Origin of the sequence: Vibrio sp. Of14-4 (assembly GCF_022347625.1) — a bacterium.
GTDB classification, from domain to species: Bacteria; Pseudomonadota; Gammaproteobacteria; order Enterobacterales; family Vibrionaceae; genus Vibrio; species Vibrio pristinus.
This window is the reverse complement of the sequence record NZ_JAKRGI010000009.1, coordinates 20,392-44,527: the sequence shown is the minus strand read 5'-3', so window position 1 is coordinate 44,527 and position 24,136 is coordinate 20,392. Positions and strand designations below refer to the sequence as shown.

General features: G+C 44.0%; 23 protein-coding genes. 7 read left to right on the top strand and 16 right to left on the bottom strand.

Annotation, left to right across the window (positions count from 1 at the left end):
- Nucleotides 1-10 precede the first annotated feature (10 nt).
- The 3 genes from MHN79_RS10540 to phoB are packed head-to-tail and all read right to left on the bottom strand — an operon-like array spanning nt 11 to nt 2,990.
- A complete protein-coding gene (locus MHN79_RS10540; RefSeq protein WP_239172854.1) occupies nt 11-976 on the bottom strand; it encodes a phosphate ABC transporter substrate-binding protein in 966 nt (321 codons plus the stop codon).
- Nucleotides 973-2,274 carry a phosphate regulon sensor histidine kinase PhoR gene (gene phoR, locus MHN79_RS10535; protein WP_239172853.1) on the bottom strand — a complete coding sequence of 434 codons (1,302 nt, stop codon included), beginning with the start codon at nt 2,272-2,274 and terminating at the stop codon, nt 973-975. Before phoR ends, MHN79_RS10540 begins: the two co-directional genes overlap by 4 nt.
- Before the next feature lie 26 nt (nt 2,275-2,300).
- The gene (phoB, locus tag MHN79_RS10530) at nt 2,301-2,990 is read right to left on the bottom strand and encodes a phosphate regulon transcriptional regulator PhoB (protein WP_152429665.1); all 690 of its coding nucleotides are present in this window, start codon (nt 2,988-2,990) and stop codon (nt 2,301-2,303) included.
- A gap of 212 nt (nt 2,991-3,202) precedes the next feature.
- Between phoB and rdgC the strand changes: the two genes are divergently transcribed.
- From rdgC to MHN79_RS10515, 3 genes are all read left to right on the top strand, one after another.
- A complete protein-coding gene (rdgC, locus tag MHN79_RS10525; RefSeq protein ID WP_239172852.1) occupies nt 3,203-4,117 on the top strand; it encodes a recombination-associated protein RdgC in 915 nt (304 codons plus the stop codon).
- A gap of 163 nt (nt 4,118-4,280) precedes the next feature.
- Nucleotides 4,281-5,681, top strand: a complete 1,401-nt coding sequence (yegQ, locus tag MHN79_RS10520; protein WP_239172851.1) for a tRNA 5-hydroxyuridine modification protein YegQ — start codon at nt 4,281-4,283, stop codon at nt 5,679-5,681.
- 2 nt (nt 5,682-5,683) lie between these two features.
- A complete protein-coding gene (locus MHN79_RS10515) occupies nt 5,684-5,938 on the top strand; it encodes a YfhL family 4Fe-4S dicluster ferredoxin (protein ID WP_114786457.1) in 255 nt (84 codons plus the stop codon).
- Between the two features lie 50 nt (nt 5,939-5,988).
- On the opposite strand, the gene mepA is transcribed toward MHN79_RS10515, so the two are convergent.
- From mepA to queA, 7 genes are all read right to left on the bottom strand, one after another.
- Nucleotides 5,989-6,825 carry a penicillin-insensitive murein endopeptidase gene (gene mepA / locus MHN79_RS10510; RefSeq protein WP_239172850.1) on the bottom strand — a complete coding sequence of 279 codons (837 nt, stop codon included), beginning with the start codon at nt 6,823-6,825 and terminating at the stop codon, nt 5,989-5,991.
- Between the two features lie 63 nt (nt 6,826-6,888).
- Nucleotides 6,889-7,221, bottom strand: a complete 333-nt coding sequence (locus MHN79_RS10505) for a DUF1904 domain-containing protein (protein ID WP_239172849.1) — start codon at nt 7,219-7,221, stop codon at nt 6,889-6,891.
- Between the two features lie 129 nt (nt 7,222-7,350).
- The gene (gene secF / locus MHN79_RS10500; RefSeq protein WP_114786454.1) at nt 7,351-8,301 is read right to left on the bottom strand and encodes a protein translocase subunit SecF; all 951 of its coding nucleotides are present in this window, start codon (nt 8,299-8,301) and stop codon (nt 7,351-7,353) included.
- Nucleotides 8,302-8,315: 14 nt separating this feature from the next.
- The gene (gene secD, locus MHN79_RS10495) at nt 8,316-10,172 is read right to left on the bottom strand and encodes a protein translocase subunit SecD (protein WP_343283926.1); all 1,857 of its coding nucleotides are present in this window, start codon (nt 10,170-10,172) and stop codon (nt 8,316-8,318) included.
- Between the two features lie 20 nt (nt 10,173-10,192).
- A complete protein-coding gene (gene yajC / locus MHN79_RS10490) occupies nt 10,193-10,519 on the bottom strand; it encodes a preprotein translocase subunit YajC (protein WP_152429657.1) in 327 nt (108 codons plus the stop codon).
- A 163-nt stretch (nt 10,520-10,682) separates the two neighbouring features.
- The gene (tgt, locus tag MHN79_RS10485; protein WP_239172848.1) at nt 10,683-11,819 is read right to left on the bottom strand and encodes a tRNA guanosine(34) transglycosylase Tgt; all 1,137 of its coding nucleotides are present in this window, start codon (nt 11,817-11,819) and stop codon (nt 10,683-10,685) included.
- A gap of 132 nt (nt 11,820-11,951) precedes the next feature.
- Nucleotides 11,952-13,010 carry a tRNA preQ1(34) S-adenosylmethionine ribosyltransferase-isomerase QueA gene (gene queA / locus MHN79_RS10480; protein WP_239172847.1) on the bottom strand — a complete coding sequence of 353 codons (1,059 nt, stop codon included), beginning with the start codon at nt 13,008-13,010 and terminating at the stop codon, nt 11,952-11,954.
- A gap of 306 nt (nt 13,011-13,316) precedes the next feature.
- Here queA and MHN79_RS10475 point away from each other — a divergent pair, with 306 nt between their 5' ends.
- Nucleotides 13,317-13,757, top strand: a complete 441-nt coding sequence (locus MHN79_RS10475; protein ID WP_160925950.1) for a CBS domain-containing protein — start codon at nt 13,317-13,319, stop codon at nt 13,755-13,757.
- 67 nt (nt 13,758-13,824) lie between these two features.
- Here MHN79_RS10475 and aceA read toward each other — a convergent pair whose 3' ends face one another.
- The 3 genes from aceA to MHN79_RS10460 all read right to left on the bottom strand — a co-directional run bounded on the left by aceA (nt 13,825) and on the right by MHN79_RS10460 (nt 18,400).
- Nucleotides 13,825-15,138: an isocitrate lyase gene (gene aceA / locus MHN79_RS10470; protein WP_239172846.1), complete on the bottom strand. Its 1,314-nt coding sequence runs from the start codon at nt 15,136-15,138 to the stop codon at nt 13,825-13,827.
- A 99-nt stretch (nt 15,139-15,237) separates the two neighbouring features.
- On the bottom strand, nt 15,238-16,884 hold the full coding sequence (gene aceB, locus MHN79_RS10465; RefSeq protein ID WP_239172845.1) for a malate synthase A: 1,647 nt from the start codon (nt 16,882-16,884) through the stop codon (nt 15,238-15,240).
- A 610-nt stretch (nt 16,885-17,494) separates the two neighbouring features.
- Nucleotides 17,495-18,400, bottom strand: a complete 906-nt coding sequence (locus MHN79_RS10460; protein WP_239172844.1) for a hydrogen peroxide-inducible genes activator — start codon at nt 18,398-18,400, stop codon at nt 17,495-17,497.
- A gap of 198 nt (nt 18,401-18,598) precedes the next feature.
- On the opposite strand from MHN79_RS10460, the gene MHN79_RS10455 reads away from it, so the two are divergent.
- Nucleotides 18,599-19,207 carry a peroxiredoxin C gene (locus MHN79_RS10455; RefSeq protein WP_114786445.1) on the top strand — a complete coding sequence of 203 codons (609 nt, stop codon included), beginning with the start codon at nt 18,599-18,601 and terminating at the stop codon, nt 19,205-19,207.
- A 275-nt stretch (nt 19,208-19,482) separates the two neighbouring features.
- Entirely contained in the window at nt 19,483-20,514 is a 1,032-nt protein-coding gene (dapD, locus tag MHN79_RS10450; protein WP_239172843.1) for a 2,3,4,5-tetrahydropyridine-2,6-dicarboxylate N-succinyltransferase, read from the top strand.
- 85 nt (nt 20,515-20,599) lie between these two features.
- Here dapD and MHN79_RS10445 read toward each other — a convergent pair whose 3' ends face one another.
- Nucleotides 20,600-21,784: an NnrS family protein gene (locus MHN79_RS10445; RefSeq protein ID WP_239172842.1), complete on the bottom strand. Its 1,185-nt coding sequence runs from the start codon at nt 21,782-21,784 to the stop codon at nt 20,600-20,602.
- Between the two features lie 257 nt (nt 21,785-22,041).
- Between MHN79_RS10445 and MHN79_RS10440 the strand changes: the two genes are divergently transcribed.
- Entirely contained in the window at nt 22,042-22,596 is a 555-nt protein-coding gene (locus MHN79_RS10440) for a gamma-glutamylcyclotransferase family protein (RefSeq protein WP_239172841.1), read from the top strand.
- Between the two features lie 28 nt (nt 22,597-22,624).
- On the opposite strand, the gene MHN79_RS10435 is transcribed toward MHN79_RS10440, so the two are convergent.
- Nucleotides 22,625-23,254, bottom strand: coding sequence for an outer membrane beta-barrel protein (locus MHN79_RS10435; RefSeq protein WP_239172840.1), 630 nt, complete (start codon nt 23,252-23,254; stop codon nt 22,625-22,627).
- A gap of 256 nt (nt 23,255-23,510) precedes the next feature.
- Entirely contained in the window at nt 23,511-24,056 is a 546-nt protein-coding gene (locus MHN79_RS10430) for an outer membrane beta-barrel protein (RefSeq protein ID WP_239172839.1), read from the bottom strand.
- Between the last annotated feature and the right edge of the window lie 80 nt (nt 24,057-24,136).

Genomic DNA, 24,136 nt, shown 5'->3' with positions numbered 1-24,136 from the left:
GATCGAATGGTTAGTTAATGCTCAAAGCATCAACTTTATTCAATTCAACACTAGCCATTTCAACTGATACTGGAACATAACCCGCTTTTTTGACTATGCTCTGCCCTTGCTCAGAGTAGATAAAAAGAACGAACTCTTTCATGATGTTAGATAGAGGCTTCGATGGATTCTTATTAACATAAAGATAGAGATAACGTGACAAAGGGTATCGACCAGATACTATATTGCTCTCACTTGGATAAACATAATCTTGGCCTTGTCTCGCGATAGGAACAAGCTTTGCCCCAGATACTTGATAACCGACCCCCGAATACCCGATCGTATTGATGGCGGAAGAGGTTGCTTGAACAACGGAAGCAGATCCAGGTTGTTCATTGACATTATTTTTGAAATCACCGCCACATAAGGCCACTTTTTTAAAGTAACCATAGGTACCTGACACAGAGTTTCGGCCAAACAGCTGCATGCTGCGCTTTGCCCACTGATAATCGAGTCCTAAATCGGCCCATGTTGAAGCTGACTGAGTAGAGCCGCAACGCAGAGTGGAAGAAAATATACTGTCTAGTTGCTCAAAATTAAGCCCTGTTATTGGGTTGTCTCGGTGAACAAACACACCAACTGCATCAATCGCAATCCGCAGTTCTGTTGGTCTGTAGCCATGTTCACGTTCGAAGGCTTCAATTTCTCGTTGACGCATTGGCCGACTCATAGGTCCGAACTGCGCTGTCCCTTCCGTCAAAGCAGGAGGCGCTGTCGAAGAACCTGATGCCTGCACTTCACCATTAACGCTAGGATATAAATGTTTAAACGCTTCTACCCACAAAGTGGTGATTCCCGCTAACGTATCTGAACCAACCGTAGTCAAGCTACCGCTCAAACTTGCTACTTTGTGATAGTGCTGATGACGGGCGCTCGTTTCTTGAGCCCACACAGAAAATGTAAGAAGAAAGCAAACACTGGCAGCGGCAAACCTCATCTATCCACCACTAGGCGCTGAGGCAAAATAAACGAAAATTTACTCCCCGCACCCACTTCCGATTGAACCTCTAAATGGGAATCGTGATGGGTCAGAGCGTGTTTGACAATCGCTAACCCAAGCCCACTTCCTCCTGTATCTCTTGAACGCGCTTTATCTACTCGGTAAAAGCGCTCAGTCAACCTGTGCAAATGTTGAGGTTCAATGCCTTCACCACTATCTTCAACTTCGAGACACGCCCCTTGAGCAGATAAATACCAGCGAACTTTTACATCAGCACCAGCAGGCGTGTATTTCACAGCGTTATAAACCAGATTAGAAATCGCACTACGCAATTGGTCTTCATCACCAAGCACCAATAAGCTACTTTCGACGTCGAAACTAAGTTTGTGCTGTTGCTCGCCACTCAAACTCTGAGCTTCTTTTTCAAGCACATCCAACATAGCAGGAACATTCACCACATCTTCCAACTCATGCATTGGTGCTGCTTCAATCTTGGACAAGGTTAATAACTGATTAACTAAGCCATTCATGCGATTAAGCTGCTCGGTCATAACACCATGCGCTTTGGTCCACATAGGGCCAACGACCATATCAGGGTCTTCGGTCATTTCCAGGTACCCTTGCAACACAGTCATTGGTGTGCGAAGTTCATGGGATACATTGGCAAAGAAGTTACGCCTCATTCCCTCCAATTGCTTTAATTGAGAAACATCACGAACCACCATCAAGTGCTCTCCTTCGGTATAAGGCACAATACGAAGTTCAAGCATACGTTCGACGTTGAGTGGAGAGCGTATTTCTAAAGGCTGAGAAAAGTCGTTTTTACTGAGGTATTTAATAAAATCGGGCGTACGAAGGAGATTTGAAATAGGCTGTCCAGAATCATCTGGCCAGCGAAAACCAAGTAGGTGCTGAGCTAACTTGTTACACCATACGATATTCCCCTCCCCGCGAAAAACAACCACTGCATCAGGAAGTGATTCCGCACCATTACGGAAGCGACGGATTAAACCACTCAGTTCTTTTCGTTTACTACGATGACGTTGCTGCAAACGATAAATACCATTAAACAGAAACTCCCAATGACCCGTACCAGAAGGAGGAGTGAGACGCTTTTCATTCCATAGCCAGGCTGAAAGACGTATTTGATTGTGCAGATGCCATATGAGCTGCAACACAGTTGCAGCCAATAAAAGCCATGGCATATAGCCAAAGATCCATCCGACAATTACCCAAGGGGTGTAAAAAAAAACTAGCTCTTTGGCTAGCTTTTTCCATGTTAACCGTTCAACCACTTACCTCTCCCGATGGTAAACTTGATTCAGGCTTTAGTCGAAAAGCGATAGCCTGCACCGCGCACCGTTTGAACCAACCTATCATGTCCAGCACCTTCAAGCGCTTTTCTCAGACGACGGATATGCACATCCACGGTTCTGTCCTCGACGTAAACATTAGTGCCCCAAACGTTATTCAGCAGCTGCTCACGGCTATAGACACGCTCTTGGTGGGTCATAAAAAAGTGCAACATTTTAAACTCTGTTGGCCCCATTTCGAGTGCTTGGTCGTTGGCCGTCACTCGGTGAGACACAGGATCAAGCCTCAACCCTTGCACATCAATCACATCTTCCAAAGCGGTTGGCGTCACTCGTCGAATTACAGCTTTAAGACGCGCAACCAATTCTTTGGGAGAAAATGGTTTTGTGATGTAGTCATCAGCACCAACTTCCAAACCACGCACCTTATCTTCTTCTTCACCACGCGCGGTAAGCATCACAACGGGAATATTACGAGTCAGCTCTTCTCGCTTCATATGCTTAATAAAGTTAATCCCACTTCCACCAGGCAGCATCCAGTCTAGAAGAACCAAATCTGGGAAAGGTTCGGAAAGCTTAGTTACCGCGCTATCATAATCTTCAGCTTCAACCGCATGATAACCTTTCTGTTCAAGGACAAAGCAAAGCATTTCGCGAATTGGCGCTTCATCTTCAACAACAAGAATCCTTCTCGACATAATTGAATCACCTTTGAATAAGTGGAATTTAATCGTGCATTGACCAAGGCATTATCACTATCAATTATGACACTTTTGTGACCCTTGAAAACAAATTTTAATATAAGTTTCATCTTAATGATGAGTTGTTGCAATGGGACAATCTCACTAAAAGTCTTTATGATGAGCAACCAAAGTTTAAGATCAACAGACCCTAGGTATAGAGAAAGCGTATGTGGTTTAAAAACTGTCTAGTTTACCGTTTTAATCGAGATATTAAATTCCAAGCAGATGACTTGGAAAAACAACTGAGTGAATTTCGTTTTACTCCTTGTGGCAGTCAGGACAAACAAAAATTCGGCTGGGTGACAGCTATGGGCAAGCATGGAGACATGATGACGCATGTCAGTGAGAACCGCATCCTAATCTGCGCAAGGAAAGAAGAAAAAATGCTACCAGCGTCTGTGATCAAAGATTCACTTAGCGCCAAAGTAGAAGCCATGGAAGCACAGGAAGGAAGACCTCTTAAGAAAAAAGAGAAAGATACCCTAAAAGAAGATATTGTCATGGATCTGCTGCCAAGAGCCTTTAGCCGCAGTAGTCATACTCATGTCCTTATCTTACCCAAAGAAGGCTTTATATTGGTCGATGCCAGCAGCTATAAAAAAGCAGAAGAGGTATTGGCACTCCTGCGTAAGACCATGGGCAGTTTACCTGTTGTACCTGCAATTCCTGAAAAAGCGCTAGAAACGACTTTGACTGAATGGGTCAAAACCGGCGATACCCCTGCAGGGATGGAAATGCTTGATGAAGCAGAACTAAAGTCAGTTCTTGAAGAAGGTGGCGTGATTCGCTGTAAAAAGCAGGAGCTTACCGCTGATGAAATCCGCAGCCATATCGAGGCTGACAAAGTCGTCACCAAACTCGCTTTATGGTGGCAAGAGCGAATCGAGTTTCTTCTCGGCGAGGACGGCAGTATCAAACGTCTTAAGTTTTCCGATGAGCTGAAAGATCAAAATGATGATATTCCAAGAGAAGACCAAGCAGCTCGATTTGACGCCGATTTCTCGCTAATGTGCGGCGAACTTAGCGCTTTCCTTCCAAACTTGTACCAATCCCTTGGCGGTTTACCTCACGCAAACGCCTAAACTTTCCTCGGGTGCTTAACCTCGTTAAGTACCCGCTGGTTATTACCACATTTATTTCATGGACTTTTTCCTAGTCATAACTCACGTTTTAGCGTAAAATTTTCGCCCCAATTCCATTAGGTGGAATGGGCCTGACTTGAGATCAGACTGAGAGAATGAAAAAATGACAACTGAGAAAGCATTTGTACCTGAGCTATTGTCCCCTGCGGGCAGTTTAAAAAACATGCGTTACGCTTTTGCCTATGGAGCAGATGCCGTATATGCAGGGCAACCTCGTTATAGTTTGCGTGTACGCAACAACGAGTTCAACCACGAGAACCTAAAAATAGGTATCGATGAAGCTCATGCTCTGGGTAAAAAACTTTACGTGGTATGTAATATCCAACCACATAACGCTAAGCTCAAGACTTTTATCCGAGATCTCAAACCCGTCGTTGAAATGGGGCCTGATGCCTTAATAATGTCAGATCCAGGTTTGATCATGATGGTGCGTGAGTCCTTTCCTGACATGCCAATTCATCTTTCAGTGCAAGCTAACGCTGTAAACTGGGCAACGGTTAAGTTCTGGGCTGCGAATGGGGTTGAACGCGTCATTGTCTCTCGCGAGCTTTCTCTAGAAGAAATCGAAGAAATTCGCCAACATTGCCCTGAAACTGAGCTAGAAGTGTTTGTTCATGGTGCACTTTGCATGGCCTACTCAGGACGCTGCTTGCTATCAGGCTACATGAATAAGAGAGATCCTAACCAAGGCACCTGCACAAATGCCTGCCGATGGGAATACAAAGTCGAAAAAGGCAAAGAAGACGACTCAGGACAAATTGTAGAGGAGTTCGACCCTGCGCAAGCACAAACAATTGAGATTCAAAGTGAAGCCCCTCAAGCAACCTTAGGTCTGGGTCAACCAACCGATGAGGTGGTACTTCTCTCAGAAAGCCACAAACCTGAAGAAAAAATGGCCGCATTCGAAGACGAGCATGGCACCTATATCATGAACTCCAAAGATCTGCGCGCGGTTCAACACGTTGAACGCCTTGCAAAAATGGGCGTACACTCACTTAAAATTGAAGGCCGCACTAAATCTTTCTACTACTGTGCACGCACCGCTCAAGTCTATCGTAAAGCCATTGATGATGCTGTTGCTGGAAAACCCTTTGATCAAAGCCTGATGGGAACCCTAGAAAGTCTGGCTCATCGTGGTTATACCGAAGGCTTCCTACGTCGCCATACGCACGATACTTATCAGAACTACGACTACGGCTATTCTGTCTCCGACGCTCAACAATTTGTCGGAGAGTTCACAGGGAAACGTCGCGGCGACCTTGCTGAAGTTGAAGTGAAGAATAAATTTCTCTTGGGTGACAGCCTTGAGCTTATGACGCCAAAAGGCAATGTTGTTTTTACTCTTGAAGCAATGGAAAACAGAAAATCCCAACCTGTTGACGATGCAAAAGGCAATGGCCACTTTGTGTTTATCCCTGTACCACAAGATATGGACTTAGAATACGGACTTCTGATGCGTAATCTCAATAGTGGTCAGGACACACGCAACCCAACAGGCAAGTAACAATGGCACTGTTAATTACAGACAAGTGTATTAACTGTGATATGTGCGATCCCGAATGCCCTAATGGGGCAATATCGATGGGAGACAGTATCTTTGAGATCGACCCCGATCTTTGCACTGAATGTAAAGGCCATTATGAAAAGCCGACTTGTCAGTCAGTATGTCCAATCACAAAATGTATTATCACAGATCCTAATCATGTTGAAACAGACGAGCAGCTGTTGGAAAAGTTCGTCATCATTCAAGGGCTGGCCTAGCCTGATTGGATTAATAAAAGCCGCTGACTAATTAAGCGGCTTCTTTTTAACTAGATATTGTTTAGCATTTTCCGGCATTGCTCAGGCATCACTTTGGGCTTTTTTTTGCTCGCTTTTTGCGATGCTTTGGGCTTAGGTTGAGGACGCCAACTGATTAACTCTGCTCCACACCCATCGCCCTCAGGCGGCGCTGCTTGAGGTCGACAAGAGGTATTGTCATAAGGACATTTTAACCTGACATGCATGTGGTAATGGTGTCCCCACCATGGTCTAACCTTCCTTAACCATTCACGCTGCTCTTGGAGTTCGTCGGCACAAAGCTTCTCTTTAATCACAGGGTGAACAAAAATACGCTCTACTGCGGGATCATAAGCGGCCATCTTGATCAATTCAAAATGCCTCGCATCCCAATTTTTCTTTAACACTTGATACTGCTTTATATTAACCACACTAATCGGCACAGGTTTTTGTAGCTGGCGCTCTGTGAGTCTTTCTCGAGTCAGCCTAAGCCAAATGTCGATGTCCAATCCCGTTTGATGGCTAGTATGGCCAGAAGAAAAGCGCCCACCTTGTGGCAAAGATAAATCACCGACCAGTATATGCGTATTAAGATATTGCTCTGACATTTTGCCCAAACGCTGAACAAAACTGACAGCGCTAGGGTGGCCATAATACCTCTGACGATCGCTTCTAAGAACTTGATACCCAGCTCCCTCAAGTGGTAATGCAGAGCCACCTGCTAAACAGCCATTTGCATAGCTGCCGATGGCTTGGGGAGAATGGGTTGAAGGAGTATTAACCTTTTCCCAAGGGCTTGCTGTTGCAGAGAAGGTTGGGCAGAATGAAACAGCCAAGAACAATATGCGCCATTTCCAACAATCTAGCATCTCCCACACTCCTATCAGTAATCACATTGTGTGTTTACCTTTATGAGAGAGGCTTAACACATATTAGTAATGCTCACCATTATCATAGTAGGCATTCGCTTCAAGAGCGGTAAAGATAACCGCAACATCCACATCTGCACCTAAAATATGACGAACTTGCTCAGTGATAAGATTAGCCACTGCGTCCTGAGTCTCTTGTCCACGATCAAACCACAGTACCTCGACGAAAGGATAGGCTTGGCTTACTTGCCCTTCATGATAAAAGGTCGTGTAGACGTACTCGAATGTAAAGTCTTCTCTTGGGCAGTCCATATGAGGCTGCAAAGCATCAATTAAAGACTTAGATAAAGACTGAACACTTTGTGGTTCCATGGCGCGAAAACGTAAATGTGGCATTAATGGCTTCCTAATACTTATGTTTTCACCATAATACCAAGTTAGTGAATAATATCTCGATTATTTCTGTTTTGAACGTTTAAATATGGATTGAAGAAAAAAGCCGCTGAGTTCTCAGCGGCTTGTATTTTATTGAGGTATTTCGTCAAACTCAGCACCTTCTTTTTCCACCTGAGGTGGCATAAGGTGCTCTTTAGTTATCCCCAGCTTGAGAGCGAGTGCAGAGGCAACATAAATAGACGAATAAGTACCAACAGTGATACCCAATAGCAGTGCCGTAGCAAAACCATGGATCATGGCACCACCTTGAACAAATAAAGCGATGACAACAAACAAGGTTGTACCCGAAGTAATAAGGGTACGGCTCAAGGTTTGAGTAATAGAGCTGTCCATAATTTCCGCCGGCTCACCTTTACGCATCTTGCGGAAATTCTCTCGAATTCGGTCAAATACCACTATGGTATCGTTGAGTGAATAACCTACAACCGTAAGAAGCGCCGCTACGATAGTCAAGTCGACTTCGATTTGCATAAATGAGAACACACCAAGTGTGATAATAACGTCGTGCGCAAGGGCAAGCACAGCGCCTGCCGCTAGACGCCATTCAAAACGAATGGATACGTATATCAAGATACAAATCAAAGAAACAATGATAGCAAGCCCGCCAGCTTCTGTTAGCTCATCACCAACATTAGGACCAACGAACTCAATACGGCGCATTTCAACGCTTTCACCTGTGCCAGCTTTAATAGCACTGATGATTTCATTGCCCAGTGTCTCTCCAGCAACGTCCTCACGAGGACGTAACCGAACCATGACATCGCGTGAACTACCAAAGTTTTGCACCGTAGCATCGCCAAAGCCTTTTGCATCGAGCGCGGTACGAATTTCCTCTAAGTTGGCAGGCTGTTCAAAGCCAACTTCAATTAGGGTTCCTCCGGTAAAATCCAGTCCCCAATTCAGCCACTTAGTCGATAGTGTGAAGATCGAGGCACCAATCATCAAAATCGATAAAAGGAAGGCGAATTTTGACCAACGCATAAAGTCGATCATTTTGTCTGCTTTTAGAATCTGAAACATAGTCATCTCCAGCCTTAGATCGACAATTTATTGATGCGCTTTCCGCCATACATCAAGTTAACAACGCAGCGTGTCCCTATGATGGCAGTAAACATGGAGGTCAAAATACCAATAGAAAGCGTCACGGCAAAACCCTTGATCGCTCCTGTACCGACGGCAAAGAGAATAATCGCCGTGATAAGTGTTGTAATATTGGCATCAGCAATGGTACTAAATGCATTGGCATAACCTTGATGAATCGCTTGCTGTGGATTTCGACCGTCACGAAGCTCTTCACGTATCCGTTCAAAAATCAGCACATTGGCATCCACCGCCATACCAACTGTCAGAACGATACCTGCAATACCCGGAAGCGTCATGGTCGCACCCGGTATCATAGACATTACCCCTATGATAAGAACAAGGTTTACCATCAACGCCATATTAGCGATAAAGCCAAACTTGCGGTAGTAGAGCAAAGTAAACAGCATCACAGCAACCATACCCCAGATACACGCCATCACACCCATATCTATGTTTTGTTGCCCCATAGAAGGGCCAATGGTACGTTCTTCAACAATTGATATAGGAGCAATCAAAGCACCTGCGCGAAGCAATAGAGCGAGGTTGTGCGCTTCAGCGGCAGTATCGATACCAGTAATACGGAAATTACGACCAAGCGCTGACTGAATAGTGGCTTGATTGATGACTTCCTCATGTTTACTCAGAATCACTTTACCCTCAGGCGTACGTCGACCGCTGTCTTTATATTCAGCAAATACGGTTGCCATAAGCTTGCCAATATTCTTCTTCGAGAAAGAAGACATCTTGCTGCCACCCTCACTATCTAGTGAGATATTGACCTGGGGTCGACCATATTCATCAGTACCAGAGCTTGCATCGGTAATGCTTGAGCCACCTAAGATCACGCGCTTTTTCAAAACCACAGGGCGTCCATCGCGATCTTGTTTGATCTCACTACCTGCTGGCGCTCTACCACTTGCAGCGGCAGCTAAGTCCGCTCTGTCATCCACTTCACGAAACTCAAGCGTTGCAGTGGCACCCAAGATTTCCTTGGCACGAGCGGTATCTTGAACACCTGGTAATTCAACGACAATGCGGCTTGCACCTTGACGCTGAACTAGAGGCTCAGCAACACCAAGTTCATTGACTCGGTTACGTAAAATGGTAATGTTCTGCTCTACCGCATAATTGCGGATTTCAGCCAGACGTTGCTCAGTAAATGTTGCGGTAAGAGTAAATCGACCACCAGCGTCTGAGTCCACAAACGTCATATCAGGATGATTTTGGGTTAAGAGACGCTTAGCATCGGTAAGTTGCTCTTCATTCCGGAGTAAGACTTCAACCGAATCTTGCTCTGCAGGGCGAATTGCTCGATAGCGGATCTTAGCTTCACGCAGCTCGCTACGAAATGCTTCTTCCTGTTGACTGACCAATTTCTCCATCGCAGCGTCCATATCAACTTCCATCAGGAAGTGAACACCGCCACGAAGGTCCAGGCCTAATTTCATTGGTGCAGCACCAATAGCATCAAGCCAGTCCGGTGTCGCAGGAGCAAGGTTTAAAGCAATAATCTTGTCTTTACCTAAGGCTTCATTGATGACATCTCTGGCACTTAGCTGAGTATCTGTATCATTGAAACGTACAAGAATGGAGCCATCTTCAAGGGCAATGGATTTTTGAGATAAGCCCTTTTCATTCAGAGCTTGAGTGATGGAGTCCAGCGTCGACATATCGACAGAGGCGCCACGCGCCCCTGTAATTTGAATAGCTGGATCTTCACCATAGATGTTTGGAAGTGCATATAAAGCAGCAATGGCAATGGTTAGCACCACCATCAAATACTTCCATAATGGATAGCGGTTAAGCACAGCGAGGATCCTTTAGCTGTTTATAGAGATTTAAGCGTACCTTTTGGCAGCACTGCAGTTACAAAATCTTTCTTGATAACGATTTCGTTGTTAGCATTAAGTTCAACAGAAATATAGTCGTTGTCTTCTGCGATTTTGGTAATTTTTCCTACCAAGCCACCGCTGGTCAGTACTTCATCACCTTTGCCCATCGATGCCATTAGGCTCTTATGCTCTTTGACACGCTTAGCTTGTGGGCGGTAAATCATGAAGTAAAAGATAACCGCAAACATACCTAGCATGATCAGCATTTCAAAACCACCACCTGCGGGTGCGCCATCTGCGGCATAAGCTGGAGTAATCAACATTAAAACAATCCTCTATTTACTTTTATTAAATATCCAAGTTGGGCTTGAGCATCAGGGTTTCAAGAGACACTCAAACATTTAGAGAGCCTAGTCTCAAAATTCCCAAGAATTTGCCTAACTAATTCATAAAAGCCTTTAGCACAATGCCAAAGGCTATTCATCTTTACTGCTCTTTTGCCAAAGGTGGTACTTCACGATTTCGACGAGCATAAAACTCTTCAACAAACTCATCAAAGCGATCTTCATCGATTGCCTGACGAATACCTTCCATCACGCGTTGATAGTAACGAAGGTTATGGATGGTATTAAGGCGAGCACCCAAAATTTCATTACAGCGATCAAGATGGTGCAGATAGGCTTTTGAATAATTCTGGCAAGTGTAACAGTCACACTCAGGATCCAGAGGGGTTGTATCGGTTTTATGTTTAGCATTACGGATCTTGATCACACCGCCAGTAACAAACAGATGTCCGTTACGGGCATTACGTGTCGGCATCACACAATCAAACATATCGATACCACGGCGAACACCTTCAACTAAATCTTCCGGCTTGCCAACGCCCATAAGGTAACGAGGTTTGTCTTCTGGAAGTTGTGGGCAAGTGTGCTCAAGTACACGATGCATGTCTTCTTTCGGCTCACCGACTGCAAGCCCGCCAACGGCATAACCGTCAAAGCCGATGTCAGTCAAACCTTTGACCGATACGTCACGTAAATCTTCGTAAACACCGCCCTGTACAATACCAAATAGGCTGTTGGGGTTTTCTAGTTTGTCAAAATGATCACGTGAGCGCTGCGCCCATCGCAGTGACATTTCCATCGATTTCTTGGCTTGTTCGTGAGTCGCAGGATACGGCGTACACTCATCGAAAATCATCACTATGTCTGAGCCGAGATCTTGCTGAATTTCCATCGACTTTTCCGCATCCATGAAAATTTTATCTCCATTTACTGGATTACGGAAATGTACGCCTTGCTCGGTAATTTTGCGAATATCACCCAGACTAAAGACCTGAAAGCCTCCTGAATCGGTTAAGATAGGTCCCTGCCAATTCATAAAATCATGCAGGTCGCCGTGCATTTTCATGACTTCTTGTCCTGGGCGCAGCCAAAGGTGGAAAGTATTACCAAGCAAAATCTCTGCTCCAGTCCCTTTTACCTCTTCTGGCGTCATGCCTTTCACCGTGCCATAGGTACCAACCGGCATGAAAGCAGGGGTTTGCACGCTACCACGTTCAAAAGTCAGCTGACCTCGACGCGCCGTGCCGTCTTTCTTTTTCAGATCAAATTTTAATTTCACTAAGCCTCCCAATGTCAGAAATACAGTCTGACTAAAAGTGCCGAGTATTCGCATCAAAACCAGCGATTAAGCTAGCCAAAAGCTATTTAATATTGGCAGCCTTATTCACTGCGAACACCCTTAAATTTTTATTTAACGCTCAAGCGTTCTCTTACTTATAAACATGGAATCACCATAGGAGAAAAAGCGATACTTGTTCTCTACTGCATGTTTATAGGCATTCATCGTATGCTCAAAACCAGCAAACGCACTCACCAACATAATCAAGGTTGATTCTGGAAGATGAAAATTTGTGATCAAGCAGTCAACCAATTGATATTCATATCCCGGATAAATAAATATTTCCGTATCCCCAAAAAAGGGAGCCAGTTCTGTGCCTTTTTTGAGCGCATCTTGTGCGGCGCTTTCTAAAGAACGAACCGAGGTCGTCCCCACGGCGATAATTTTACCACCGCGAGATTTGGTTTGGTTGATCGCATCGACCACCTGCTGAGGAACTTCCACGTACTCAGCGTGCATATGATGCTCGTGAATATTATCAACTTTAACTGGCTGGAAAGTGCCTGCTCCGACATGCAGTGTCACGTAGGCAAGCTCCGCACCTTTCGCCTGAATCTTTGCAAGTAGAGCATCATCAAAATGCAGCCCTGCGGTCGGCGCAGCGACAGCACCTGGCTTTTGGTTGTAAACCGTTTGATAACGTTCTTTATCCGAGTCTTCGTCAGGCCTATCAATATAAGGCGGTAAAGGCATATGACCAATATGCTCTAAAATCTCTAATACCGTTTTATCTGACTCAAACTTTAACTCAAACAAGGCTTCATGCCGAGCCATCATCTTGGCTGAATATTCATCGTTTTCGCCCAGAACTATTGTCGAGCCTGGCTTAGGAGATTTAGAACAACGAACATGAGCCAGTATACGCTGCTCATCTAGCATTCTTTCTACCAAGACTTCTAATTTACCACCTGACTCTTTGCGACCAAACATACGTGCAGGAATAACGCGCGTATTATTGAACACGACCAAGTCCCCTGCTTGAATCTGGTCTAAGACATCAGTAAATGTACCATCGCAAAGGTGACCTGTATTGCCATCTAACTGAAGTAGTCGGCTAGCAGTACGCTCTGGTTGAGGATAACGAGCAATAAGCTCATCAGGTAAATCAAAGTGAAAATCGGATACTTGCATCTTACTAATCTTTTGTCGTGGTTTCTCTTGCTGTGATCAAGGCCGAACTGATTCTGTCACAAACAGACGACGAGTTTTTCGCAGCCGACTAGTATATGCTGGACGTACTCAATAGCAAGGATTGAGGTGTGAATATTTGTAATCCATGTTGATTTGATTGATAGCTGTAAAGTTGAACCCTATGACTGTACATAATTTACCACATCGATTTTATCGAGATAAAACCAAAAACCCTGCCACCTCTCAAACTCTCCGGCTGAAAGCGTCTATAGTAGAGAAGATAAAATAACAACTCAGGAGGCAGCCATGATAAAAGTCGAAGACATGATGACACGTAACCCACACACTCTGTTACGCTCACACCAACTTTCAGACGCTAAACATACCATGGACGCACTAGATATTCGCCACATTCCTATTGTCGATGCTCATAAGCAGCTGCTGGGCGTAGTATCACAACGTGATGTGTTGGCCGCGCAAGAATCCAGTCTACAAAACATCCCCGAAAACCAAGCTTTTACTCTGAATACTCCGCTCTATGAAGTCATGAAAACCGATTTAATGACGGTTGCACCACAAGCGGGATTAAAACAAAGTGCGCTCTACATGCAAAAACATAAGGTTGGCTGTCTACCTGTGGTCGACAAAGGGCAACTCGTGGGTATCATTACCGATACTGATTTTGTGGCCATCGCAATTAACTTGCTGGAGCTACAAGAAGAAATGGAACCTGAGGAAATCGATTAAAACAATGCACTTTTAATCTTTTGAAAAGTAGCGAGTCACCAATCAAGCAGTGACTCGCTGTTGCTTTCTAGAACTGATCTTCTTCGGTCGATCCTGTCAAAGCGGTAACAGAAGAGTTTCCTCCCTGAATCGTGTTGGTCATTTTATCAAAATAACCCGTACCGACTTCTTGCTGGTGCGCGACAAAGGTATACCCTTTTTCTGCGGCTTTAAATTCTGGGCGCTGAACTTTCTCAACATAATGGCGCATTCCCTCACCTTGGGCATAATCGTGCGCGAGTTCAAACATGTTGAACCACATATTGTGGATCCCTGCTAAGGTAATGAATTGGTATTTGTACCCCATGTCCGACAGTTCTTGCTGGAACTTAGCAATAGTCTCAGCGTCAAGGTTTTTCTCCCAGTTAAACGATGGGGAGCAGTTGTAGGCAAGCAGCTGCTCTGGATACTGAGCATGGATTGCCTTAGCAAACTTGCGCGCTTCTTCTAGACAAGGCGTAGCGGTTTCACACCAAATAAGGTCGGCATAAGGGGCATAAGCAAGGCCTCTAGATATTGCTTGATCAATACCAGCACGCACTCGATAAAATCCTTCTTGAGTGCGCTCACCTTGGATAAAGTCTTTATCATACGGATCGCAGTCTGAGGTCAAAAGATCCGCCGCATTAGCATCGGTGCGAGCAATAACCAAGGTTCTTGTCCCCGCTACATCGGCAGCCAAACGCGCAGCAACCAGCTTTTGCACTGCTTCTTGAGTTGGAACCAGCACCTTACCGCCCATATGACCACACTTTTTCACTGAAGCAAGCTGGTCTTCAAAATGCACTCCAGCTGCGCCAGCATCGATCATGGACTTCATTAACTCGTAGGCGTTTAGCACCCCGCCAAACCCAGCTTCAGCATCGGCAACAATTGGCAGGAAATAATCAATCCCACCTTCATCATTTGGTGACTTGCCGTTTGACCATTGGATTTGATCAGCACGGCGAAAAGAGTTGTTGATCCTTTTCACCACAGCAGGCACAGAATCGACCGGGTATAAAGATTGATCAGGGTACATAGACGATGCGGTATTGTTATCTGCGGCAACCTGCCAGCCAGATAGATAAACCGCCTCAATGCCCGCTTTAGCCTGCTGCACCGCCTGCCCTCCAGTCAGCGCGCCAAGACAATTGACATAACCCTTCTTAGCATCGCCATTGACCAAGGACCAAAGCTTGTCTGCACCACGCTGAGCGATGGTATTTTCCGGTACCATGGATCCACGTAAAGTGACCACCTCTTCTGCACTATAAGGGCGTTTGACATTTTTCCAACGCGGATTGGTTGCCCAGTCTTGTTCGATTGCCTCAATTTGTTGGCGGCGAGTTAAGTTTGTCATCGTTATTTCCTTCTATTGATGAACCAATATTGCTGTTGTTATATCAGCGGTACTTCCTTCTCCGCTGTTTACGATCGATGTTACTGACGATGTTGGTGATTAATCTAGGTAGTCATACCCTGGAATAGTGAGAAAGTCGCTTAGCTCTTCACTGGTCGTGAGTTTGGCCGTCAAAGTCGCCGCTTCTTCAAAACGTCCAGCTTGATAACGCTCATCACCGAGCTCTGCTTTAACGACGTTAATCTCTTCATTCAAGTACTGTTCAAACAGTGCTTTGGTGACAACTTGCCCGTTATCTAGTGCTTTACCATGCTTGATCCACTGCCAAATGGATGCTCTTGAGATTTCCGCTGTCGCTGCGTCTTCCATGAGTCCATATATAGGCACACAGCCATTGCCTGAAATCCAAGCTTCAATGTATTGCAGCGCCACTCTAATGTTGTGCCTCATGCCTTGCTCGGTTCGTTCACCTTGGCAAGGTTTAAGTAAATCTTGAGCTAGGATGGGAGCATCTTCTTCACGAGTGACATCAAGTTGGTTGCTTCGCTCAGCCAGCACATGGTTAAAGACCTTGATTGCAGTCTCTGCCAGACCAGGGTGCGCGACCCAAGTGCCATCATGACCATTTTGCGCTTCCAATGATTTATCGGTCTGAATTTTATTGAGCACTTGTTGATTCTGCTGTGGATCTTTTGAAGGAATGAATGCGGCCATTCCGCCCATAGCAAACGCGCCGCGCCGATGACAGGTTCGAATAAGCAAACGAGAGTAGGCATTGAGAAAGGGCTGATCCATAGTCACGCTCTGCCTATCAGGTAAGATACGATCGGGATGATTCTTTAGTGTCTTAATGTAGCTAAATATATAATCCCAGCGGCCACAATTAAGACCAACGATATGCTCTTTAAGGGCAAACAAAATCTCATCCATCGCAAATACCGCAGGGATGGTTTCAATTAATACCGTCGCTTTTATCCTTCCTGTCTCTAAGCCGTAATGCTGCTCAGTAAAGTGGAATATTTGACTCCACCACTGAGCTTCTTGATAGGATTGAAGCTTGGGTAAATAGAAATAAGGACCGCTACCTTTTTTAATTAAGCTCTGGTAGTTATTATGAAAATAAAGTGCGAAATCAAACAAAGCACCCGGAATCGGTTTGCCATTAAAAAGCACATGTTTTTCTTTGAGGTGAATCCCTCTAACGCGACAAATCAACACCGCAGGATCGTCTTTCAGTCGATACTGTTTTCCACTTTTCGGATCATGGTAGGAAATGGTGCCATTTATTGCATCACGTAAATTTATCTGACCATCTAATAATTGCGTCCAATCTGGCGACATAGAATCCTCAAAGTCCGCCATAAACACTTTTACATCTGCGTTTAGTGCATTGATGACCATTTTTCGATCCGTTGGTCCAGTGATCTCAACTCGGCGATCCTGAAGGTCATTTGGAATTTGGCTTATCTTCCAATCACTGTCTCTGATTTCTTGGGTATCCGGATCAAAGTCAGGTAAAGAGCCAGCATCAATACGAGCCTGATATTCTTCACGGGCCGTCAGTAATACTTGGTTTTGACCAACAAATTTCTCACATAAGAGAGACAAAAAGCTCTGACACTCATCAGAAAAAATCGCTTGATGCTCTGATGAAAGAGGATGAGTAATTTCTAAGCTGCCTTTACTCACACCATTTTCTTGTGTGTGCTTAACCGTCTTTTCTGTAGCTGAAGTCTTCAAAAGCATTTCCTTTACCTTCTCCGGTCAACAATCTAAGTATGGTGTTGATTACGCATACCAAGATAGCCAGTAAAATTACACCTGTAACTATAAAACAACAAAGATACGGTGCTATCCATGCTATGCGCTGGGCCAAATACAGCCCGAAACATGACTAACACCTAACATCAAAAAACCGTCAAATTCTAATTAAACTATAACAATTAAAGATTAAATAAAAAGCTCTCAAGAGCGTAAAAAACAAAATTCAACATTTTATCTTTTTGACTTTAAGTTATTGATTTTTCATTGTTGGTGAAATTTATTTTCGTAACTAAATTACCGACAAACGATTAACCTGAAGAGTTTTCAAACAAGTGTTTAATTTATTTCAAAAAGGTGTGGCACCTTATTCTTTGATATACAAGCACAGCGGATAAAGTCACTTCAAACAAGCAAGATGAAAGAGATTGTAAAATTGACACTGTGAAGTTTCACTATTTAATGAAACCTTCGCCAAGAAAAAGCTGTGAAATTTTACAAGTTAAACTTCACCAACAGAATAAAAAACCAATAAAAGAAGGCAAACCAGTCAGTAAAACTGGCTAAAACAGAGAATAGATCATAATCAATACACTTAAAGTAGCTCAGAAACAACTTGTGCTAGCTGATTAAAGGTGTTGACTCTTGAAGAGCTGGGTCTCCAGACCAAACCAATATGTCGGTGGGCTTGTTGCTCTGGCGGATCGACAACCACCAAATTTTGGTTTTCAATCAACCCATGGTCAATCGCCATCTGAGGGATAAAAGTGGTTCCCATACCATTCGCCACCATTTGAACCAAAGTATGCAAACTTGTGGCAGAAAATGGATTAATCTTTTCTTTTCTGGTTAGCTGGCAGGCTGACACCGCGTGCTCAGTCAAACAGTGCTCTTTTTCAAGCAGAAATACAGATTCATCGGGAAGGTCGTCGTATTTAATTGGAGTACGAATAGTATTCGCCTGATGGCGACTAATGATCATTTTAAACGGATCATTGCCAACAATTTTGCTTTCCATTCCATCGAGCTCAACGGGCAAGGCTAAGATCAATATATCCAATTCACCATGACGAAGCGCCGCCAACAAATTATTAGTGGTATCTTCTCTTAGCAAGAGATTAAGCAGAGGAAAGCGTTGGTTCACTTCTTGGACTAGATCACAGAGCAAAAATGGCGCAATGGTGGGGATACAACCAAGTCGTAATTGCCCTTGCATTTCTCCTCCTTGACACTGTCGACCTAACTCAACCAAGTCTTGGCCTTTGGCCAATAACTCACGACCTTGTTTTACTACCTGATCTCCCGCTAAAGTAAAAACAAGCGGCCCCTTTTTGTCTTTCTTTTCATAAAGCGGGCAACCAATCAAATCTTCAAGATTTTGAATCCCCTTACTTAACGTCGATTGACTCACAAAGCACTTTTTGGCGGCTTCGCTAAAGTGGCGAGTTTCATGTAGTGTGATCAGATAATGTAACTGTTTAAGATTTGGCCATTTAATCATAATTTTGTTTTTTAAATGTCTCAGCTTGGTGAACAGCGCATAGATTTTGACCTATCGTTTTTTTCGATTAACTTAATCTATTTATTTCGCTTTTTTCAATACTACAATCTGTACTATAGTTTGTCTCGCACAAACACGGACCAAACCAAAATTACTCAAGATGGTTTGGAACTAACCATACTTTTTAGGAGCAAAAAAATGGTACTAGTAGGTCGTCAAGCCCCTGACTTTACTGCGGCAGCTGTTCTAGGTAACGGTGAAATCGTTGACAACTTCAACTTTGCAGAATTCACTAAAGGTAAGAAAGCGGTTGTTTTCTTCTACCCACTAGATTTCACGTTCGTTTGCCCATCAGAGCTTATTGCATTCGACAATCGTCTAGCTGACTTCCAAGAAAAAGGCGTTGAAGTAATCGGTGTTTCTATCGATTCTCAATTCTCGCACAACGCATGGCGTAACACTGCTATCGAAGATGGCGGCATCGGTGAAGTAAAATACCCATTGGTTGCAGATGTTAAGCACGAAATCTGCAAAGCTTACGACGTTGAGCACCCAGAAGCAGGCGTTGCATTCCGTGGTTCTTTCCTAATCGACGAAGAAGGTGTTGTTCGTCACCAAGTGGTTAACGACCTTCCACTAGGCCGTAACATTGACGAAATGCTACGCATGGTTGACGCACTAAACTTCCACCAGAAGCACGGCGAAGTATGTCCTGCACAATGGGAAGAAGGTAAAGCAGGTATGGATGCATCTCCAAAAGGTGTTGCAGCATTCCTATCTGAGCACGCTAGCGACCTAAGCAAATAATAGACTTAGCCGCAACTGACAAATAGTCAGTAAATGCGAAAGATACTTTGCAAAGAGCTCAAACCATGTTTGGGCTCTTTTTGATTTTCATCCACGCTATATTGAGCTAACCAATATAGATAAAAAGACAGAGTGTCGGTAAAAAGACAAAAAGTATCGACCTTCAGACGTAATCCATTGCGGTGCTTTAAAGACGAAAACACTCTCCTTATGATGAACAAAAACCAAGCTTAGAAGGGAAACTTGTTTTCCTTGACCCAACGGAGATTCACAACATGGCTACTTTCTCTCTCGCTTTCGGCACGGCAACGAAAAACCGTGATGGCAAAATCATCGAAGCCTTTTTCCCCCATCCTGTACTAGCACCCACTGATGCACTGGTCGATTCACTAGCGGAAGTAACGGGTTACCAAGAAGGCAACCAGGTTATCGAGGTGACGGCGAGCCAAAGTGCACAGCTTGCTAAAGCATTCGAAACCAACGGTGATAGTAATAACGCCGCATTTGCAGCCAAAGCCACCGAGTCTGAGCAGCCGCTAGTGCTTGTTATTCTCAAAACGGATGAAAAGCCCTCTTCTATTGCAGAAGGCTTTCTGAAACTGCAACTTATCTCTAACCGATTAGTTTTGCCTCACGGCACAGTGCTCGATGGCATTTTTGGCCTGCTGCATAATATTGCTTGGACTAACGAAGGTCCAATTGATCTGCCAGAGCTTGCTGAGCGTCAAATTGAAGCTCGCTTAGCTGGACGTCATTTGTCGGTTGATTGCGTTGATAAATTCCCGAAAATGGTCGATTACGTGGTACCTGCTGGCATTCGCATTGCGGATACTGCTCGCGTTCGTCTTGGTGCACATGTGGGTGAAGGTACAACGGTAATGCATGAAGGCTTCATCAACTTCAATGCGGGAACAACTGGCACAAGTATGGTTGAAGGCCGTATTTCCGCTGGTGTTGTGGTTGGTAATGGCTCTGATATTGGCGGCGGCGCTTCAATTATGGGCACGCTATCTGGCGGTGGCTCCGTTGTTGTGTCTATTGGTGAAAGCTCTCTTCTTGGCGCTAATGCTGGTCTTGGTTTCCCACTTGGCGATCGCTGCACTGTTGAGTCTGGCTTGTATGTCACTGCTGGCTCAAAAGTTCTTATGCTAGACTCACAGGGTAATGAGGTTGAGACGGTAAAAGCACGCGATCTTACTGGCGTATCCGATTTACTCTTCCGTCGCAACTCAGTCACAGGCCAGATTGAGTGTCTCGCTAACAAAACCGCGGTAGAACTTAACTCAGAGCTACACAGTAACAACTAAATTTTGTCGCTACTTACGATTGAAAGGCTGATTATAGACCATCAGCCTTTTGTTTAGCTTAACACTTCTTTTATCTATGACCACCCTACCCTGGATGTCCATCGACTCTGGCTGTCACAAGCATAAACCCAAATTTGACTAAGTATATCGTGAAGGCTAGTACCCATAAAAAGCCGCTAATATCGAGCAGTAAAATAAGCTTCTCAGGCCAAAGCGTTACCCCTACACTGCGCACAATCGCTGCTATCATCAAGGCAGCAAAACCTATCGCCATGCTAGGGCCTTGATATATAGCGCGCCCTGTGTGTCCCATCGTCACTCGAGTTATCATAGACAAAATCAAACCGCCCAGCGCACCAATCACGAATAAGTGCAGCATATTATGCGCTGCAAACATATGACTTAGCTCTGCACGGAGAATCAAACTCAAGGGAATACAAAAGTAAGCCAGATGCAGCGACCATAGCAAAGGCTCTCGATAGGTGCGCCAAGGCTGCCATCTGATGACGATAACCAGATGCGCGATTCCAGAAACCAGCATCATCACTTGTTCTAAATGCGCGAATTCTGTCGGTAAAAAGCTAAGATTAAACAATACCAGTAAAGGAAAAATAGCCAAAACCTCAAGCCAAAGGATTGAAGATGGTTTTGGAGTATTTAGCCGGCGAGCAGTAAAAAATGGGATAACTCTTGCGCCCATAACTGAGAGCAAAATCGTAAACCACCACAACATTGCCAGCCAAACATCAGATGAAGAAAAAGGCCCAATATCTTGTAGCGACGCATAGCTGATTAAATTAGCCAACAAAGCCAAGACAAATAAAGGGATAAAGAATGCGTTGCGCCATCCTTTGGCTTTGATGACCCGAACACCTGTCTCATAAGCTACCATGGCGATAAATACGCTTTCAATGGCGGCAATCAACCACAAAGGAGACTCAGTCCAAAATAATAATCGCGGCAAAATCCACAAGCTAACCAGTAGGGCTAATCGATAACGTTTGGTGCCATTGATCCCTGTCCAGTTTTGCACTGCGGTCAAAACAAACCCAACGACGATAGCCATGGAAAAGCCAAATACCATTTCATGCGCATGCCACCACAAGGCAGGTACTTGTAACATTGTGGGCTGACCTGTTTGAAACATCCACACCCAAAGCATGATAGCAATCGCCGCATAGCTTGCCCCAAGGAGGAAAAATGGTCGAAAAGCCAGACGAAAAACAGGTACAATGGCATCTTCTATTCTTTTATCGCTAATATTGATCACTGTATGCCCCGTAAAATAAGCTAAATACATAAAAGTAAGCAATATTTATTCCCGAATTCAAGACATTGTTTTATATAGAAATAAAACCAAACTAAGTCATTATGACTCGATAAAAAAATGTCAAGATCACTCGTCCTTGTCATACTGACATAGTTATCAACCACGCTGTAGATAAGCTCTAATTGGTACCTCAGCGATAAAAAGGGTTATATTTGCGGTAAAGCGTTAGAGACTGCAAATCACAAAGGGAGAGATAAGTGGCGACGTATATATTCGGTTATGGCAGCTTAATAAACTCAGCATCAAGACAATTGACCGGCGCAACTGGCCTTGCGCACCCAGCGGTTATTCACGGGTTTAAACGCATATGGGGAAAACTGGATACAAGCTATACTCTGTCGCCTTTGGTGGTACAAAAAGGGCAAGGGCTAGTCAATGGGGTGTTAATTGAAATTGCTCAAAATGAGCTAAAAGAGTTTGATACTAGAGAGCGCAATTACCAGCGTATTCAAGTCTCTCTGACTGAGATTGATACCACTCATTCCCTCACTGCAAGCGATCATATCTGGTTGTATATTAATGATGACGCCAAGCAGCCCTGTGAACAAGTGCCTATCATGCAAAGCTATGTGGATACCGTACTCGCCGGCTGCCTAGATATTTCAGAGTCTTTTGCCAAACAATTTATCGAGCATACTTTGGGCTGGCACAGCCCATGTCAAAACGATCGCCATACGCCCAAATATTCCCATTTGGCTGGCGTGCAGCAACATCATTATTGCTTGATAGATAAATTATTAAAGGGAGCCTAAGCTCCCTTCGTTGACGCTAATTGGGTTATCAGAACTTATAGTCTAGACCGAGATACCAAGTATCATGTTCATAATGCTTAAGGTTAGCCATTCGATATCCAGCATTTAGTATTATATTGTTGTTCAGTGCATATCCCGTTTCTAGACCATAGACAAACTCAGTTTCATTGTCGCTATCATTTATAGTTTCTTTTCTTGTAAATAGGGTAGAGCCGAATGAATCCACATATTCAACAGGCCCCGTCCAACTTGACTTCATTTTGTACATACCTACCCCGAAGACAGCACCAAAGTAGAATGAAGATCCTGGAATAAAGTATTTAGGCTTCAAATAGAATGATAACGCGTGTGTATCATTAGTTTGTTTAGCACCAGTACCCCCTGTCGGGATAAAGTCAAACTTACCATAGTCAGCAAACTCAGCCTCAACCCCAAGAATTACGGAGTCCGCAAGCTTAAAGTCATAACCAATCGAAATCGCACCACTGGTCGAGGATGGTGAGCTATCACTTCCATCCGCCTCAAAAGTGGTACCAATAATATCAGCACCAATATACCAACCTTCATCAAGGTAGCCATGTTGTGACCCTATATTCTCTGCACCCACTGCTTGAAACGAAGCTGCTGCAACAAATGCGGCTAAGACTGCTTTTTTCATTTTTATACCTATTATTTGATTTATGTATTATAAAACCGAAAGATAATAGATAGATCCATCAGCAATGTACACTTTATTGCAAGATTAAATACAAAAAAATCACGCCAATTGATTTGCTTGATTAATAAATCAACAATAATAAAGGTAATTAGACGCTCGTTTAAGACTCAATGTAAAAATTTATAGTAGGTATATCGATTGAGGGAAAAGCGAAAAGGGAGCCTAAGCTCCCTTGGTTTGTAAAAACTCGTGAGGCTTAGAACTTGTATTCGATTCCGCCGTAGATGGTGTCTAAATCTACCTCTACACCAAAAAGTTCAGGTGATGCTTTACGATAGCCAAGATTAAGTAGCCAGTTTTTATTTAGCGCATAACCTGTTTCAATACCATAAGTCAGCGTGGTATCTGTCTCTGTGTTGTGTGTCCTATTTGGCTCCTCTAGGTTATATAAAAAATAGCCCAACCCTAAATGAGCGCCTAAATAAAAGTCGCTACTTCCGATAAAGTACTTAGGCTTGATATTAACGCCAACCGAGGCAAAATCTTCTGTCACACCATAACCGTGATCAACCTCACCATAATGAGCTAAATCAGCTTCCACCCCGATTACAAAGTTTTCATGCAGCTCAAAGCTATAACCTGCATTTAAAGCAAAGCCTGTTGTCCTCTCATCATAACCATCTACGGTAACATTCGTCGACATAACATCGGCGCCAATATACCAACCATCATTTACATATTCTGAGCCAACTACTTGAAACGAAGCCGCGGCGACGAGTGCGGCTAAGACTGCTTTTTTCATTTTTAATTCCTATTATTCTACTTGTCACACAAAAAACTGACGAATAATAGAGTGAAAACAAGAATAAAAAAACAACTAAC

Bases quoted from the DNA above. Each gene is read 5' to 3' on its own strand.
- MHN79_RS10540 (WP_239172854.1), bottom strand. From the start codon at position 976: ATGAGGTTTGCCGCTGCCAGTGTTTGCTTTCTTCTTACATTTTCTGTG.
- phoB (WP_152429665.1), bottom strand. From the start codon at position 2,990: ATGTCGAGAAGGATTCTTGTTGTTGAAGATGAAGCGCCAATTCGCGAA.
- rdgC (WP_239172852.1), top strand. From the start codon at position 3,203: ATGTGGTTTAAAAACTGTCTAGTTTACCGTTTTAATCGAGATATTAAA.
- yegQ (WP_239172851.1), top strand. From the start codon at position 4,281: ATGACAACTGAGAAAGCATTTGTACCTGAGCTATTGTCCCCTGCGGGC.
- MHN79_RS10515 (WP_114786457.1), top strand. From the start codon at position 5,684: ATGGCACTGTTAATTACAGACAAGTGTATTAACTGTGATATGTGCGAT.
- mepA (WP_239172850.1), bottom strand. From the start codon at position 6,825: ATGCTAGATTGTTGGAAATGGCGCATATTGTTCTTGGCTGTTTCATTC.
- MHN79_RS10505 (WP_239172849.1), bottom strand. From the start codon at position 7,221: ATGCCACATTTACGTTTTCGCGCCATGGAACCACAAAGTGTTCAGTCT.
- secF (WP_114786454.1), bottom strand. From the start codon at position 8,301: ATGTTTCAGATTCTAAAAGCAGACAAAATGATCGACTTTATGCGTTGG.
- yajC (WP_152429657.1), bottom strand. From the start codon at position 10,519: ATGTTGATTACTCCAGCTTATGCCGCAGATGGCGCACCCGCAGGTGGT.
- queA (WP_239172847.1), bottom strand. From the start codon at position 13,010: ATGCAAGTATCCGATTTTCACTTTGATTTACCTGATGAGCTTATTGCT.
- MHN79_RS10475 (WP_160925950.1), top strand. From the start codon at position 13,317: ATGATAAAAGTCGAAGACATGATGACACGTAACCCACACACTCTGTTA.
- aceA (WP_239172846.1), bottom strand. From the start codon at position 15,138: ATGACAAACTTAACTCGCCGCCAACAAATTGAGGCAATCGAACAAGAC.
- aceB (WP_239172845.1), bottom strand. From the start codon at position 16,884: ATGCTTTTGAAGACTTCAGCTACAGAAAAGACGGTTAAGCACACACAA.
- MHN79_RS10460 (WP_239172844.1), bottom strand. From the start codon at position 18,400: ATGATTAAATGGCCAAATCTTAAACAGTTACATTATCTGATCACACTA.
- MHN79_RS10455 (WP_114786445.1), top strand. From the start codon at position 18,599: ATGGTACTAGTAGGTCGTCAAGCCCCTGACTTTACTGCGGCAGCTGTT.
- dapD (WP_239172843.1), top strand. From the start codon at position 19,483: ATGGCTACTTTCTCTCTCGCTTTCGGCACGGCAACGAAAAACCGTGAT.
- MHN79_RS10435 (WP_239172840.1), bottom strand. From the start codon at position 23,254: ATGAAAAAAGCAGTCTTAGCCGCATTTGTTGCAGCAGCTTCGTTTCAA.
- MHN79_RS10430 (WP_239172839.1), bottom strand. From the start codon at position 24,056: ATGAAAAAAGCAGTCTTAGCCGCACTCGTCGCCGCGGCTTCGTTTCAA.